The organism is Corynebacterium auriscanis, assembly GCF_030408435.1.
GTDB classification, from domain to species: Bacteria; Actinomycetota; Actinomycetes; order Mycobacteriales; family Mycobacteriaceae; genus Corynebacterium; species Corynebacterium auriscanis.
Genome location: NZ_CP047046.1, coordinates 2,456,831 through 2,472,432 on the forward strand (window position 1 = coordinate 2,456,831; position 15,602 = coordinate 2,472,432).

12 protein-coding genes, 1 tRNA gene, 1 other RNA gene and 1 CRISPR repeat array are annotated in these 15,602 nt (G+C 57.4%); of the genes, 5 read left to right on the top strand and 9 right to left on the bottom strand.

Annotated features, from left to right (window positions below):
* Window positions 1-23 precede the first annotated feature (23 nt).
* An RNA gene (gene ffs, locus CAURIC_RS10435) (signal recognition particle sRNA small type) lies at window positions 24-118 on the bottom strand.
* A 261-nt stretch (window positions 119-379) separates the two neighbouring features.
* On the opposite strand from ffs, the gene CAURIC_RS10440 reads away from it, so the two are divergent.
* The 4 genes from CAURIC_RS10440 (at window position 380) to CAURIC_RS10455 (ending at window position 2,593) form a co-directional block, all read left to right on the top strand.
* Window positions 380-465, top strand: a tRNA-Ser gene (locus CAURIC_RS10440).
* Window positions 466-711: 246 nt separating this feature from the next.
* Complete coding sequence (locus CAURIC_RS10445; RefSeq protein WP_035115205.1) at window positions 712-1,545, top strand: GDSL-type esterase/lipase family protein; 834 nt, start codon at window positions 712-714, stop codon at window positions 1,543-1,545.
* Between the two features lie 94 nt (window positions 1,546-1,639).
* Window positions 1,640-2,173, top strand: coding sequence for a type 1 glutamine amidotransferase domain-containing protein (locus CAURIC_RS10450; protein ID WP_035115207.1), 534 nt, complete (start codon window positions 1,640-1,642; stop codon window positions 2,171-2,173).
* A 21-nt stretch (window positions 2,174-2,194) separates the two neighbouring features.
* A complete protein-coding gene (locus CAURIC_RS10455; protein WP_035115210.1) occupies window positions 2,195-2,593 on the top strand; it encodes a DoxX family protein in 399 nt (132 codons plus the stop codon).
* Between the two features lie 332 nt (window positions 2,594-2,925).
* Window positions 2,926-4,685: direct repeats of the CRISPR family, unit length 29 nt; unit sequence GGGCTCATCCCCGCTCACGCGGGGAGCAC.
* A 112-nt stretch (window positions 4,686-4,797) separates the two neighbouring features.
* On the opposite strand, the gene cas2e is transcribed toward CAURIC_RS10455, so the two are convergent.
* The 8 genes from cas2e to CAURIC_RS10495 form a co-directional block, all read right to left on the bottom strand.
* Complete coding sequence (gene cas2e / locus CAURIC_RS10460) at window positions 4,798-5,160, bottom strand: type I-E CRISPR-associated endoribonuclease Cas2e (RefSeq protein WP_084588218.1); 363 nt, start codon at window positions 5,158-5,160, stop codon at window positions 4,798-4,800.
* Window positions 5,157-6,095: a type I-E CRISPR-associated endonuclease Cas1e gene (gene cas1e / locus CAURIC_RS10465; protein ID WP_035115211.1), complete on the bottom strand. Its 939-nt coding sequence runs from the start codon at window positions 6,093-6,095 to the stop codon at window positions 5,157-5,159. The genes cas2e and cas1e overlap by 4 nt, the downstream gene beginning before the upstream one ends.
* Entirely contained in the window at window positions 6,095-6,799 is a 705-nt protein-coding gene (gene cas6e, locus CAURIC_RS10470) for a type I-E CRISPR-associated protein Cas6/Cse3/CasE (RefSeq protein WP_290182769.1), read from the bottom strand. The genes cas1e and cas6e overlap by 1 nt, the downstream gene beginning before the upstream one ends.
* Window positions 6,796-7,512 carry a type I-E CRISPR-associated protein Cas5/CasD gene (cas5e, locus tag CAURIC_RS10475; RefSeq protein WP_035115214.1) on the bottom strand — a complete coding sequence of 239 codons (717 nt, stop codon included), beginning with the start codon at window positions 7,510-7,512 and terminating at the stop codon, window positions 6,796-6,798. Before cas5e ends, cas6e begins: the two co-directional genes overlap by 4 nt.
* A 15-nt stretch (window positions 7,513-7,527) precedes the next feature.
* Window positions 7,528-8,691 (bottom strand): type I-E CRISPR-associated protein Cas7/Cse4/CasC, encoded by a 1,164-nt coding sequence (gene cas7e, locus CAURIC_RS10480; protein WP_035115216.1) that lies wholly within the window; start codon window positions 8,689-8,691, stop codon window positions 7,528-7,530.
* 31 nt (window positions 8,692-8,722) lie between these two features.
* On the bottom strand, window positions 8,723-9,385 hold the full coding sequence (gene casB, locus CAURIC_RS10485) for a type I-E CRISPR-associated protein Cse2/CasB (RefSeq protein ID WP_235700802.1): 663 nt from the start codon (window positions 9,383-9,385) through the stop codon (window positions 8,723-8,725).
* On the bottom strand, window positions 9,366-11,108 hold the full coding sequence (casA, locus tag CAURIC_RS10490; RefSeq protein ID WP_035115221.1) for a type I-E CRISPR-associated protein Cse1/CasA: 1,743 nt from the start codon (window positions 11,106-11,108) through the stop codon (window positions 9,366-9,368). The genes casB and casA overlap by 20 nt, the downstream gene beginning before the upstream one ends.
* A 107-nt stretch (window positions 11,109-11,215) precedes the next feature.
* A complete protein-coding gene (locus CAURIC_RS10495; protein ID WP_035115224.1) occupies window positions 11,216-14,005 on the bottom strand; it encodes a CRISPR-associated helicase/endonuclease Cas3 in 2,790 nt (929 codons plus the stop codon).
* 477 nt (window positions 14,006-14,482) lie between these two features.
* Between CAURIC_RS10495 and CAURIC_RS10500 the strand changes: the two genes are divergently transcribed.
* On the top strand, window positions 14,483-15,505 hold the full coding sequence (locus CAURIC_RS10500; RefSeq protein WP_290182774.1) for a crotonase/enoyl-CoA hydratase family protein: 1,023 nt from the start codon (window positions 14,483-14,485) through the stop codon (window positions 15,503-15,505).
* Window positions 15,506-15,602: the final 97 nt, after the last annotated feature.

Genomic DNA, 15,602 nt, shown 5'->3' on the forward strand with positions numbered 1-15,602 from the left:
CCTAGGCGACCGAACAAGGCATAAAAAGGGGACCCCGCGCACCCGTTAGAGCTCGTTGACCCTTGCTGCATTCCTGCCCTGGGGGAGTTCACAAGATACACGCCACGCGGAATCCACCCCACAGCCTAGCGCACCGCTACCGGAAACTACAACGGCCCACCTCATCCTTATTCTTTCTCCTTGCCGTCATCCTTTCTTAGCAGCCCAAGCGCCCACCTACCCTGTGAAACGGCCCATCCCATCCTTATTCTTTGCCCTCATCCTTCCGCGGCACCCCAAGCGCCCACCTACCCTGCGATTTGTACATAAAGGGGGCCGTTGTGTACGCTTTCCGGTGAACGACGGACGCGCTTTTTGCACGCTCGTTTTGTTTTGACATGGAGGATTCGACTAGCGGCCTATGTCACACGCCTGGAACGCGTGCGGGAGTCACATCCCTCAGGGGTTCAAATCCCCTATCCTCCGCAGTTCGAAAAGACCCGGTTCAGCATTGAACCGGGTCTTTTCTTTCTGAAACCATCTTCCTCGCAAGGGCTGAGCTTACCCACGCGCCACAACGCTCCCATCGCTACCCATGCGCGCGCTACCACAAACTACGCACACCAGCAGCCCAACCCACGCACACCAGCACTCTCATAGCGCACTACTCACGCCCCACCCTTTCCACAGCAGTTTTTGATTGACATATCACGCATACTAAAGTCGTATTTCATGCAAAAACGAACCACTCGCAGGGTTACCGCTGCATTTGCCGCTATCAGTACCGCATTTCTGGCCTTCCTGGCCGCTCCAGTTGCGCACGCCGCGCCCGCAGCACCCAATAGTGCTGTCATCTTCGGCGATAGCTTGCTGGCTAACCCCACCATCCCTGATTACATCACCAGTCATATCAACCCTCGTGATCCACGAGTGAAATCGACCCTTTCCGGTTGTGCCACAGACGATGTCGCCCGGCGCGGATTCGCAGCCCGCACAGGAAAGCCAACCTATTCCTACACATGCGCTGGCGCCTCCTTCGTTACGGTTGGCCAGCATATTTCCCAGCAAATCAACCTCGCCATTGCCCAGGGCAAACTGGGGCGTCAAACTTCTACGGTCATCATCTTGGCCGGAGCCAACGATACTTACCCTCGTATTATTGGCCAGTCCCAGTCGGTTTCCCGCGTGATCCAAAACATCGAGCCCGCTGCCGTCCGCGCTGTCAACCGTGTCCGCGCAGCCGCACCGAATGCGAAAATCAAGGTAGTGGGCTACCCAACCGTTGCTGCACCGAATGGTGGCAGCTGTGTAATCGGGCAGCTTCCTCCGCAGGTATTCGATTCCCGCGTTCCACAGGTCGAACGTGCAATGGAGGCCATGGGAAACCGCGTAGCGGCGCGCACGGGCGCACAGTATGTTTCCCTCAAGGCCGCATCCCGCGGACACGACTTGTGTTCGCGCGATCCTTGGTTGGCACCCCTGGTCGCTTCGCCGAAACCCGCAAACATCCCCTTCCACCTGACACCGAATGGAATGAACGCGGTAGTGTCGAGGATGGCTCACTAAGCCAACCGGCCTGCACGGGCACCTCACCGGGTGCCGCATCCTTCCAGGTTGTGGCCGGTGCATCACCACAAAGACCAAGGAGTGAACAGCAAAAATGGCAAAGCTCGAAGGTAAAAGCATCGCGGTTCTCGCAACCAACGGCTTCGATGACGATGAGTTCAACTCGCCCATCAAGACCGCTCTGAACGAGGGCGCGAAGATTACCGTAGTCAGCCCGAACGGCGACGAAATCGAAAGCAAAAAGGGCGCCAAGGCCAGCGCAGACGCTTCTACCGAGGACTCCCGCTCCACCGAATTTGATGGCATCATCCTCCCCGGTGGCACTGGTAACGCCGATAAACTCCGTATGGATGAAGCCGCCGTTGAGATCGTCAAGAAGCACGTCGAGGCCGGCAAGCCACTCGCTGTTATCTGCCATGGGGCGTGGATTCTTACCGACGCCGACGTGCTCCGCGGCCGCACCCTCACCTCGTACCCTTCGCTGCAGACTGACTTGAAGAATGCGGGCGCTACCTGGGTTGACGAGGAGGTCCACGTGGATAACGGTCTGGTCTCCTCCCGTACTCCGGAGGACCTCGAGGCTTTCAACGCGAAGCTGGTCGAGGAATTCGCAGAAGGTAAGCACTAAACCCCTATACAAGGAATTCCGATGTCCCTGAACTCGCAAACCCTTACCCGCCTAACCCTCGGCGCTTTCATGACTTACGCCGGTACCGGCCACCTCACCTTCCTGCGCAAGGAGTTCCAGGCGCAGGTACCCGGTTGGGTGCCGGTAAATAAGGACCTCGTCGTTCTCGGTTCGGGCGTGGCGGAAATTGCCCTGGGCGCGTCGCTTCTCGCCCTGCCCCGTCACCGCAAGCTGACGGGCACCGCGCTGGCCGCCTTCTACGCTGCAATTTTCCCTGGCAACATCGCCCAGTACGCGGAACGCAATAATGCGTTCGGGCTGGACACCGATGGCAAGCGCCTCGCCCGCCTGTTCGGGCAGCCGGCGCTGATCGCTGCGGCGCTGTGGGCTGCGGGGCTTCCAAAACCCGCTGGGAAGTAACACCACAGGGGGCGCGACCTTACAAAGTACGATCTCATCCCTGATTGGGTGATCCGGGTCACCCCCCTGGGGCGCCGACAGGTACACAGAAGAAGCCCTAATGCGCTGACATGTACACCAAATCGACATGTCCGCCGAACGTGTCGAAATTTTCGCAAAAAATCGACATGTCCCGCACATTGGGAGGATGGATCCCAGCGGGGCCGTTTTCGCAACTTCCGGAATTAGCGCACACCCGCAACTCCCGGGGATTAGCGCGCAGTAGCTACCTCCGGAATCAACGCGCACTAGCAACTCCCGGAAATTATGCACATCAGCCCCCTAAACCACAGGGGCTCATCCCCGCTCACGCGGGGAGCACCAGTAGATCCCAGGTTGCGTTAGCGTGTCTAAGGGCTCATCCCCGCTCACGCGGGGAGCACGGTGCTCCTCAGTCAGGAAAACACCCTTGTGGGGGCTCATCCCCGCTCACGCGGGGAGCACCGCCCGATACGCTGCCCCTCGCGCACCCGCTGGGGCTCATCCCCGCTCACGCGGGGAGCACGGTTGGCGCCCACGCCTGGCAGGTGCTTCTTTAGGCTCATCCCCGCTCACGCGGGGAGCACTGCGTAGACCCCACCGCAACGCTAGGGAATGTGGGCTCATCCCCGCTCACGCGGGGAGCACGGACGCGCAGGCGACGATAGCAACGAAAAAGAGGGCTCATCCCCGCTCACGCGGGGAGCACACATTTTAACCGCGGCAAGACCGGTACCTTGGCGGCTCATCCCCGCTCACGCGGGGAGCACCCGCCCTCGGTGTGTCCCTTGCCCCCGCCGCCCGGCTCATCCCCGCTCACGCGGGGAGCACACGCGCGTAGATTCCCGGTTACAACGATGCGGGGGCTCATCCCCGCTCACGCGGGGAGCACAACACCAACACCACAAACGACAGCGAACCCCCGGGCTCATCCCCGCTCACGCGGGGAGCACCCAGAGCCGGTTTTCACCCACGAGCAGTGGAACGGGCTCATCCCCGCTCACGCGGGGAGCACCATATCGCCAAGGTGATTGATATAAGTGACTAGGGCTCATCCCCGCTCACGCGGGGAGCACTGGACAGTCACCTGCCCCGTCTCGTCCACCAGCGGCTCATCCCCGCTCACGCGGGGAGCACGTCCGAACTCGTAGGACGCTGCATACGGAGCGGGGCTCATCCCCGCTCACGCGGGGAGCACGCGATGTCACGGTGCCTAGCAACTTGAAGCCGGGGCTCATCCCCGCTCACGCGGGGAGCACTTTGCGAAGTAACTCATCCTTAATCCGCCAATGCTGGCTCATCCCCGCTCACGCGGGGAGCACTTACATTCTCCTCGCTCACATCGTATTTCCACAGGCTCATCCCCGCTCACGCGGGGAGCACGCTTACGTCTGTTTCCATGCGCTTTTGCTTTTGGGCTCATCCCCGCTCACGCGGGGAGCACGGAAGCGCACCCCTCCAGACCGTCTCCATTCTCGGCTCATCCCCGCTCACGCGGGGAGCACGTCGACAAACCCGCCGGAGATGGTTTTGTGTGGGGCTCATCCCCGCTCACGCGGGGAGCACCCGTTGCTGAACCCCACGTAGTGCTGTGGGTTGGGCTCATCCCCGCTCACGCGGGGAGCACCATCTATCCACCCCGTTGTGTACCCAATCGAGGGGCTCATCCCCGCTCACGCGGGGAGCACATAGAGGGATGTTTTGTTTGCGAGTAGGAGTTGGGCTCATCCCCGCTCACGCGGGGAGCACAGCCCTCCACTTCTTGCTTACGTTCCACATATGGGCTCATCCCCGCTCACGCGGGGAGCACCCCGCTCACGCGGGGAGCACTGTTCGCTTAGTGGTGTGCCTACTGTTGTTGTGGGCTCATCCCCGCTCACGCGGGGAGCACGGCGACGTGACATACCGGGCTGGGGACGCAACGGGCTCATCCCCGCTCACGCGGGGAGCACCACTACCGAAAAGGTAGGAGCACATCGCCAGGGGGCTCATCCCCGCTCACGCGGGGAGCACGGTGTTGCCTTTTGGTGTGGTGATTGTGAGTAGGGCTCATCCCCGCTCACGCGGGGAGCACACTTGCTGAACAGTGCAGATGTGAGCCCTCTCATCATTTTAGCTACGACTTTACCGAGCTCTCTACTGCGGGGGCTTTTCCAAGTGATATAGAGTTTCAATGCTTCCGGTCCCTATCCGGAGGTGTGCTTGCGGTACTGTCGCCGGGCGCGACGAGCATTCGACCATCCAGTACGACGGGCATCTTTGCCCTTCGAGCTTCCCTTAAACGGTCGCAACATCAACGTGACGCCGTCAAAATCTGTGGGTTCCCACTGGTGACGGTGTGTACGAAACTCCATTCCCTGCTCATTCGCGGCGGAATAAACCAACAGAGCGCGGCCGTCCTTGCAGAGGTTAACTGTTCGTTCCCATATCAACTCACGAATACGAGCCGACGGCCGACCAGCAAACACTCCCGGGGTTAGCTCAGTCAGCCACTTGCAAAGGTCACCTCGCAACCCCGCTGGACATGCTGTAACAACAAGAACCATCACTGCGGTGTTTCCTCCTCCGCCCAGTTCATTCCCGAAGCAATAACTTCGAGCTCACTCCATAACATCAGCTCCGCATCGCTAATGACCTCATCATCGTCAACATCAAATAGCATCTTGAGATCCTTGACCATTCTCGACATTAGACGTCGCGAAACCACTTGATCACGCACGCGTCTTCGTACCTCAACCGCAGGATTACCAGCCCCAATTGCCACAGCGTCAAAGGACGCAGGAATAGAAATCTCCGCTTTGTAAAGGTCCGCTACGTCATAGACGAAGGCACGGTCTGTTCCCGTATGCACGATTCCCAATGCCGGAATGAACCCGAGTGCTGTGATTACTGCGTGAGCGATGCCATACAGAGCAGCATTAGCCGCCGTGAGTGTCTGGTTTATGTCATCGGACGCATTGAAATTGTTGGGATCATAGGATCGCCGATTCCAATTCACTCCAGTGCGTTTTGACTCAACCGCATAAATCCGCTTCATACGTGCGCCCTCACGCCCTCGCAGCTGAGACATTGTTAAACCAGAGACATCCTCATCGGGAAAGCGCAGGGCATACATCCGTCGTGCGCAGTCCAGCCGCGAGCGTTGGTTACTAAACACCGCCGCGTGAAGCTCCGCCATGCGCGAGCTCTTGGCGGGTGGGCGCCCATGCGCGTAATAGCGCACCCCCCGCTCCCCCACCCACACGGTGGATACACCGGCGTCACCCAGTAATGACATCGCCGCATAGGTGATTTTCGTACCCGGCCCAAGTAATAGAACTGCCAACTGTGTTGCCGGGAGGTGCGCGATGCCACGATGGTCGGTGATCGTCAACGCATTTCCATCTCGGTTAATCACACAGCGCTCTGCATATAAAAAGCTCAACCGATCCCCAACTCGCGACAAAGCTTGGCGCGTTATGGGGACTTCACTCGGCGTAGTCATCAGACTGCGGTGGGTTGGGCCAACGTCAAGAGACCACATCCGTACGCGCGGGCTCGGCCGATGCCCAAAACTAGTGTACGGCGTAGAGCCTCCGGATCTGTGACCTCCAACGTGCCACGGTAGCGAGCTGTAACGATACGCACGCTCCTACTCCCCGAACCTTTACGAAAATCCAGAGTGCGACGCTCTACGACGGCCGTTTCTTCTTCCACAGACCACCGAGCCCGTTCTTCCTCTGATACCGTTTCTTCGCCGGAGCGAGGAGCTAGCGCGAAACCTGCGATGTGGCAACGCTGGTATAACCAACTGAGCTGCTGATCCGCTGAAACATGGGCCTTGACCTTTCCGCGCCCATGATTCGTCTGCGACTTCGAGTAGGTCGGGTTTGCAACTAGCTCAAAACGCCAGCGCTGTCCTTTAGTTAATGCACCAAGGAAGCGTTCATAATCTAGCGATTGAGCTGGTCGAGTATCCCAGCCTGCCTGCTCAACAATGTGCTCGCCGACAGGTTTTTCGGGACCGACGATATACAGCGTGCGCTGATGTTCCGCACCGTCTACTCGCCACAATACGCGCGAGTGAAGCTCATCGATGTCTGGTGGGAAGGCCGCGCGTACCGCAGCGTGCATCGCCTGCGGATTGGCCAGTAATCTCCTCCCCTGCCTGCGATTTGGATTTAGGATCACTTTCGTCAAAGTAGTCATACATTCATCACCGCCTCCATGAATGGGTCGGGGCGTAGTTGATTCTTGTCCAAAGGGTTATTCACCTGGACGAATTCCTTCTGCACTACAGTGCGCCACCCGTACTTTCTATGCTGTGGATCAAACGAAATGGGAACATCTTGGCTAGTTTGTCCCTCCTCGCCCGGCAACCCATCCCGATAGATCGGCAGAAGAACCTCTTCACCGCAGTTACGCATGTGGTCTTTGGTAGCGTGCCAAGTTTTGTAATCTTGCAGAGCCTTAACTGCGTTTGTATCGACCACCCCGAGCACTAGGTTTGGGGGCGCTGGACATGATCTTCGTCCTAAAAAGACCGGATACACTGGGCGCGTTAATGCCTCTCGCAGCGTATCAATGAACTGGCGATCTCCGGACTCAACTGCTGCGACGAACGCAGCGTCGGATAGAAAATAACGGGTAACCAGCTTTGTATCCGGGTTATTCTTCTGTTGCCAATTCTGTGCCGTTTGGTAGTCCCGCAACAAGCTTCCCGATTGATCCACTCGCACTGCGAATCGCAAACCCGCAAGGTCTTCGATAACGTCGCTGCGGCGCCTTCCCTGAGCTGCGGCAAGCATCCCCAATACCCCAGACTTAGAAGGTACCGACGCTGTAGTTCGTGTAGCGTAGCGCGACTCGTTACCCCAAGACTGCATAGGGCCTTTGAGAAGTAGTAATAAGCTTGACGTCATTGTCGTGATTCCGATCTACCTTTTCTGCTCACTCATGGCACGCAAGGCATCATCGAGTTCACTGCGAAGGTTTGGCAACGTAACTTCCTTTGCCAGGTCTGCAAACGCCGCACGGGTGTCTTTTATACCCAAGACGAACGCCGCCCTCGGTTGAAGTCCGTAGACTTCCTCGAATTCGGCCTCCTCGCGAGCCATAGCTTGTGCTGCACTAACACGAAGTTCATTGGAATCCAGAGCATCTACGGGGGTTTCAAATGCGGTAACCAAGCTGACTGGTCGCGTATCGCGCACTGCAATATAGACAAGAGAGGGCAAGGTCTGGTTGGCGAAGGTATTGATCTTGCCGGTGGGCATGGATTCGATGAAAGCTTCTACAAACTGCACTGCAGCCTGGCGGGCGTTATCCGCAGAGTCCAAATTTTGCACCAATCCATTCAGGTTAATGGTCGCGTAACGGTAGAGCATTGAAGACATCATCTGAACGGTTCCGATCATGCCTGCACCGGTTTCTTCGCCCTTGGCAGCAAGGTCGTCAACAGCAGTGAAGTAATCAAACTCCGGCGCACTGCGGTGGATTCCCAGTGCGTGCGCTACCTGCACCGCAGCGTCCACATTGTAAGCTGCGTCATCTGCCACCATTCGGCCGAACATGGCCATGTCAACAGAATGCTCGGTGTCGAGGATTTCCTGTGCATCCTTCTTCTTGAGTTTTCCGCCATCGCTTTCGATGATGGCTTTTGCAGCACGTTCCACTTGGTGAGGACTAAGGAAAATGAGGTATTTTGTCCGTGGGTATGCAGCCACCGTCAACTCATCCTCGGTGTGCTCAGCATCGGAGTTCTCTACCTCTTTGAGCCGCTTCTTAGGGTCATCCAGTCCAATGCCTGCAGCCTTGAACAGATCAGTTACCGACTGAATCGCCCGTGCTTGATCCCACCCGTCATGGGCCTGAACCATCTCGGCAATTATTTGTGGGAAGCGCTTGGAGCGATCCCCAATCTCAACGGCCTTCACATGATCTTGGAAATACTTCCGAATAGCTCGCTTCCAGGACTGGGAGGATACGCGTTGACGTGGCACTCCTCCGTAGACGGCCGTTTTTGGAGCGCCAGTATCATCACGGTTTATCAATGACGGTGGCAGGGTCTGCAGAGCGTGAATATCAATAACAAGGGACATGATTGTTTCCTTTCGTGAAGGTGTATAAAGTCTAAGAGCTGGTCGAGGTGTAGGCACCTGTAGCGAAGTCCCGACCCCACCGCAGCAGGACGCTCTGCCGACGGTGATGCTGATCTTGGCTGAGCGTGGGACTCAACAACACACGAAGATCTTGTGCGAATAATCCATAATCGAAGCCTTTGGCGATCCCGCGCAGCAGCGTTACCAGCGAACGGATATGTACGAGACGCGCAGTGTCATCATTCGTAGCCATCATCGCGTCGAATCGTGGCTTCGTGGATTTCGACTCACTTTGTGCATAGAAGTGGCCACACGAGCTCGCGAAGCTCCGGTCAGGCGTATGCATAGGCACTGTTGTGCCCTGCATATGCACACCGAATGTGGTCAATGCATGAAATGCGGCCAGCTCAGAAGGTGAAGGTTTATCCCCACGCCCCACCTCCCATTCCGACAGCGATGGTTGAAGAAGCAACAAGATCTCTTCGAGAGCCAATGGTTGATCAGCCAAGGGCAACGAACCATACTTGCGCAGCTGAGCCAGCACGGCTCGTGCACGGGCTTGCGTGACGCGGTTGTTCGGCTGCAGAAAATCTCCCTGTAATGCGTTCACGCTATTGCTCACCGCGGCCCGAAGGCGCGGTGTATTTGTATCCGATTGATAAGTAGTCGAGGGATTACTTGATGGTGTCATCATGAGCCTCCTTGAGGGTTTTGTGAGTCAGTGGCAAGTCTTTACCCAGTCGATGCTCGAGGTGGCGGTAGAGGGAACCCGCGCTGATCACGCGCATCGTATCCTCATCGACTTTCACCTCACGCCCCACCAAGGCCTTATGACCCGCACCGCGGATAAGTTCTTTAGCCATTTCGAGTACTGCATGGCGGAGGCGGTGCTGCCACACCAGTTGGAGGGCATTCAACCCTTCTTCAATCTTGGAACCGCTATTCGAACCCAGTTCCACCATCCAATTCAAAAAATGCGGTTCCATCTGGGCATAGAAGCGATCCGTCTCTGTGACGCCGAACTCATACTCTCCGCCTGCAGCCACATGGAGCTGGCCAACGAACCAACCCAAACTAATCGCCGCTGCTCGGGTACACTCAGCGGCGTCGCGTACCGCCTGTCGGGCGAGGCGCCCGGTATCATCATCTCGCAGAATCAATAACGGCATGCCGATTGTGGCGCTAAAGGTCGATGCCACCAACGAGTCGTTCGAGCCGTACTCCATGGAAATCAATGCGACATCGAACACCTCCTCCTGTACATACTTATCCGCGCGTAACGTAGCAAGATTGGTCAGATTCTCGGGGCGTTTAGGCGCCATATTCTTCTTGTCATCGAAACCGCTATCTCCCTCTACCGCGATGAGCGCATCCAACGCGCGCCACACGGTTCGGGTGGGATCATAAGGGCGTGCGTAGTAAGCGGGCTTGCCTGGCCTCGATTGGTTCGCACTAAACCGGTATGGGGTGTGGGGGTCATCCATCACGTTTCTGCCGGCATCCGGGATACGATCACCGTTGCACACAACCGTGCCTATAACCCGCCCTTGCTCAACCACGAGACGTACCCGTCGTATCTGCCACGTGGCGAGGTCACTAGCACCAGTAGGAACGACACCTAGTTTCTCGTCGCCACCAGGTCGCTGACTTGCTGTATCGGTTGCACGCTCCCATACAGGCTTGTCTCCGTCTACTGCACCATTGCTCTTGGTGTCAATCACCGCTTGGGGGACCGTATTGAGAACGAGAGTTTCCAATACTCCTTTAGACCCCAAGATTAAAGTGCCACCGGTGCGGCCAGTCCATCCCGTTCCGATGGGATAGCCTCTGCCTCCCGTTACTCTCGCATCACCCACAGCACCGGACTTGATCCCAGAAAAGTCATAAGCCTGCAGATGGACGAGCCATCTCGCGGCCTCTGCCAAACTCAGAGATTCACGTCCTATCCCCGTCCTCATCGTGAAAAAGCTTCCCGCAGCCTCAGGGACTAAGGCCGTCACCGGTTTATGCTCATGCTTCGCGGTATGCAGATCGCCTACCTGCATGAAAGGTTCTATGGGTGAAAGCAAGTCAAACCGATTCTCGACGGTCTTAAGATACTCAAGCACCACATCGTCTCGCCTTGTTTCCACCACTAAGGCTCGCATGTTCGCGAACCACTCACCCCATGTGAACTCTTCCCGCTCCCGGCGAGTTCTTAGCTGCTGAGCCAGATCATGTGCATGTGCCCGCCAGAAGATGACCATCAGTAACCGGATTATTGCGTAATCCTGGGTGGGCGAATCGCCCACCACCCGGTAGGCGGCACCATGGCCAGAGAAAACATCCCGGATACTCAGCGCGTGCTGCGCACCACTTTCATCCATGCATAGAATCCACGGTTCGTTGAGGAGATTAAACGTTTGGCTATCACTCACGCTCACGTCCTCCTTTCTTTAGAAATACTCTCGATCTATTCATTAGTTTCATACAGTAGTAATCAGCTCGGACACAGGTATTGATCATCGCACATTTGTTCGGTCTTCTATTCGCACTCCAGTCCCAACTCACTGCTGTAACGAACTAAGAACCTGCCAATTTGCGCCGTACCGTCGAGTGCTAACGGCAGAGCAAGTTGGCCACGCAGCAGCGGATGCTCGCTCCACTGTGCTGGGGTGGCGCTTTCCAGATGGCTAACTACCGCCTCGAAATCACCGTCATGCCGAGTCATTCTTGCTGGCAAACGCACCGTACTAGACGCGAGGTGATAAGCCTCAGGGCGAGTCAGCGAAGCACCGGAAAGTAACTCCTGCTCCCAACCCAAGGGATGGTAACCGTAATCGGTAACCATGATCGGGATTGCCTCCACGGTCGGTTCTGCATCTCGCACCTGAGCAGCCCCGCGCTCCTCGTCATCTGCCGGAGGCCCTGATGACTCGTCGACAAAGAGGTCGGCCAGAACTTCCGCGGATTCCGGCAGTGGGATTCGGTAGCTGGCGGCACGCCGGCGGGCTGCCAGCTCCTTCGCGGCCGCTTCGCGGCGTCCTTCTTCCCACGCCGCTTCCCAGCCCGCTGGCGGAGTGCACTCAGTGCCATACGCTGCGCGCACGAGCTTTTCTATGTCATCGGGCCTACAGAACACCTCTGGCAAGTGGTACATCGTCGCCAATAACAGTGCACGCCCGTAGATGGCCTCTGCACCGGGGTCGAACTCGGGACATGGCTCACGCGCAAGCAAACCACGGATGGCTACTCGCGGTTCCGCTAGCGTTGGCGGGCGATCAGTGACCGGTCTGCGATGTCGGTGAACCCGTCCCATCCGTTGAATTATGAGGTCCATTGGGGCAATGTCCGTGATAAGTGCATCTGCGTCGATGTCGAGACTCTGTTCAGCGACCTGTGTAGCTACAACGATTGCTCGGCGCGGGCGTTCCCGCCCCCGGTGGGCGTCCGGTCCAAGCCGAGCCCGCAATTCATCCTCTTTTTGGGCTCGTTCCCAGGCCATAAAGCCCGCATGGAGTAGTTCAACTTCATCGCGGTAGCGCGCACTCAGCAATCGATACGCCGTTTGTGCCCGCGCGATGGTGTTGCAAATAATCAGCAGGCATCCACCATCCGTCAACCATGAATCCACCACGTGGAGGAGATCTTCTTCTGAATCTTCCATCACTTCCACGCGAGTTTTCATGGTAGTAGGGGAAGGCTCTACCGGCACCATACGCACGGCTGACTCAGAAGCCACCGTGACGAGCGGGTAACCCTCCACCTCATCCGATTCCCACTCTCCCTCGCTGTAAGACTCCACCAACTGGCGTCGCTTTGCCGGTGGCAGCGTGGCTGACATCAGCACCACGCTCGCTCCGTAGTAGCGCAGCCACTCGATAGCACTACACAAATAATCGGAGGTATAAACGTCAAAGGCATGAACCTCATCGAAGATAATTACCTTTCCCGCTAGACCGGCGTGGCGCAGCATGGAAAACCGTTGCTGAAGTGCCATCATCAACACCTGATCAATAGTCCCCACCACGATGTTCGACAACAGTCCGAGTCTGCGCCCCGACATCCACTGGGAGGCCACTACCCCATGACTGGTGCCTTTTCGCTCATTGCCTCTGTCATCACCATCCTGTTCAATTCCCTTGAAACGAAGGTCTTGATAAGGCTGTGCCAATGCATTTTTAGAGTGGGCTAGATACATCGATCGCACGCCATCTTCGGCTGTGGTTCTGGCCCACTCAATTGTCCGCTCCAGCAGACCATTTGCCGTGGTCATACTAGGCGCAGCGAAGAATAAACCCTGCGCACCATTACGGGCAGCAAGAATCTCTGCTGCTGCTAAACCGGCCTCAGTCTTACCCACACCAGTCTCTGCCTCGATAACGACGAGCACCGGTTCTTTCACATCACGCACAGCCTCTACAACGGCACGCTGTACACCGCGCGGACGGTACTCCTCCGGCCAGGAAAAAGCACTCTGGTATCCCGCGTCCACGTTTTCCCAGCGAAACGCGTCTGGCGCCCACGGTGCCGTGAGATCGAGACCGCGCGCTGCCATCTTCACACGTTCTCTTTGGCATACATCAGCACGCAGCTCAAATAGCTTTTCATTAGAGGCGATCCAGTCAGCGACGATGACAAGACCGGAAAGCAGCTGCGCGACCGGCACCGGCACTTTTTTCAGCCTACTGAGCGCCTCTAAGGCTTCGCCGACTCCTGTGAGCGCCTCCATCGCTTTGAGGAGTTCGCGTTGTACCTCCTTCCACTGCTCAGGGTATTCCTCAAGAACGAACTCAACATCTCTGCCGGGGTGGCTTGCTCTACCGTGATGCGCGTTGAGAACAGCCCCCAGACCATTAGCTTTGGCTGCCGACCACCCACGTGCTTGCAACCATTGGCTAACAATGACCCCAGAGGCGACGTTGTGTGGTAGCTTACCGAGATTCAACTCCGCCACACTGGGAGCGATATTAAGACCCGCATCTTTTACTTGAGACACGAGATATTCAAACTGGGGGTGATTTTGTACAAGTCCTTGGAATGCCATGCTGGCTTTACCAACATCGTGTATGCCCGCCAACCACAGGTACAACGCCTCCAACTGATTTCTTTCGAAGCGCAGCCTGCTGCACAGGAAATCCTTCACCGAATCAGCGAGCCACCTGTGGAACACCAGTGATGCTGCACACGCAGAATCCAGCATGTGTTGTGGGAGGCTCAGCCACTCGACGCCGTCACCAGATTTCGCCCAGAGATATTGCGCTTGTGTGCTGCGGGCTGCAACCCAACCTTCAGAGCTAACGCAAAAACTCACTGTGCGTGGCGGAATCTGCATTGTAACCTTCTTCAAAAGAGGAGCTTTTGTTTAAATCACTTTGAACGGAGCTTAGCAAGTTAAAAACCATTGGGGACAGCTTTATTGAATTGAGTCCATTCGGATTTCTTTCGGAGTATTCTTCCACGCGAAGAATAGGTGTCGGATCCACCTTTGCATTCAACACTGCCCCCGACCTTGACCTAACCTCGAGCACCGTCCATAACGGAAGATTCAATCTAGAAACTGCATCTTCGAGGCAAAGATCCTTATCTGAAGTGAGCGTCCTTCCCAAGCCGCCCCTTCAATTAGCTACATGTACACCAAATCGACATATCCGCCGAACGTGTCGAAATTTTCGCAAAAAATCGACATGTCCCGCACATTGGGAGGATGGATCCCAGCGGGGCCGTTTTCGCAACTCCGGGGATCAGCACACACCAGCAACTTCCGGAATTAGCGCACACCAGCCCCGCTCAACCGATAGCGTCATGAGGCATGAACGCTCATGATCAAGGCCGCGAGCCCACCTCCGCCGCCAGCTCCCCCATCGACAACTCGGCCGACAATTCCTCCACCACCTCCGCCGGCAACTCCCCCACCGGCAACTCGGCCGACAATTCCGCCGCCACCTCCTCCTCCACCTCCGCGCCCCTCACGGACAGCGCTGTCAGCCTCATCAAAGGCACCGATCCGCGGACCGGAGAGCCCAACGGCATCGCCTACGTCACGCTCAACCGTCCAGACAAGCTCAACTCGCTGACCCTCCCCGTCCTCGATGAACTCATCTCCATTGCCCGCGCCATCCGCCGCGACCGTGCGATCCGCGTGGTCATCCTCTCCGGTGCCGGCGGCAACTTCAGCGCCGGGCTGGACTTCGCCTCCGCCCTCAAATCCCCCGCGAAACTCGCCCGCACCTTCGCACCCCGCCCGTGGCGAGGCACCAATACTTTCCAAGAAGCGCCCTGGGCGTGGCGTCGTCTTCCCATCCCCGTGATCGCAGCCGTGGAAGGCTACTGTTTCGGCGGAGGCGTGCAGATCGCCGCCGCTGCGGATTACCGTTTTACTTCCGCCGACGCCTCCTGGTCCGTCCTCGAAGCCAAATGGGGGTTGGTACCCGATATGTCCGGCATCGCTTCGCTGAAGCAGATTCTGCCGATCGATACGGCCAAACGCCTGGCCATGACTGGGGAGATTCTGACGGGAGAAAAGGCAGCAGAGCTGGGCCTAGCCAGTGAAGTTTCATCCGATCCCATCGCTGCCGCGGAGGAGCTGGCCCATCAGTTGATTGCGCGCTCCCCGGATTCGGTGGCATACGCCAAGCGCTTGTTCGATGAAACCTGGGCCAAGGGGCCACGCGCAACGTTCTTCAAGGAGCGCGTGCGCCAAGCGCGGTTGCTCACACTGCAAAACACCCGAATCGCGCAGAAGCTGGGACGAAAAACCAAGTCCACCGGCAATGCCCACAGCAGCGCAGACAACAGGCGATTGACGAAGTTCCTGCCGCGGTCGGTACGATAGACCCAAAACCGCTGTTCATGCGCGCATCAACGCAACGCTACGCGCGGGCCACCCAGCCATAACCGGCAGACCGCGCACATGGAAATAGGACAAACGC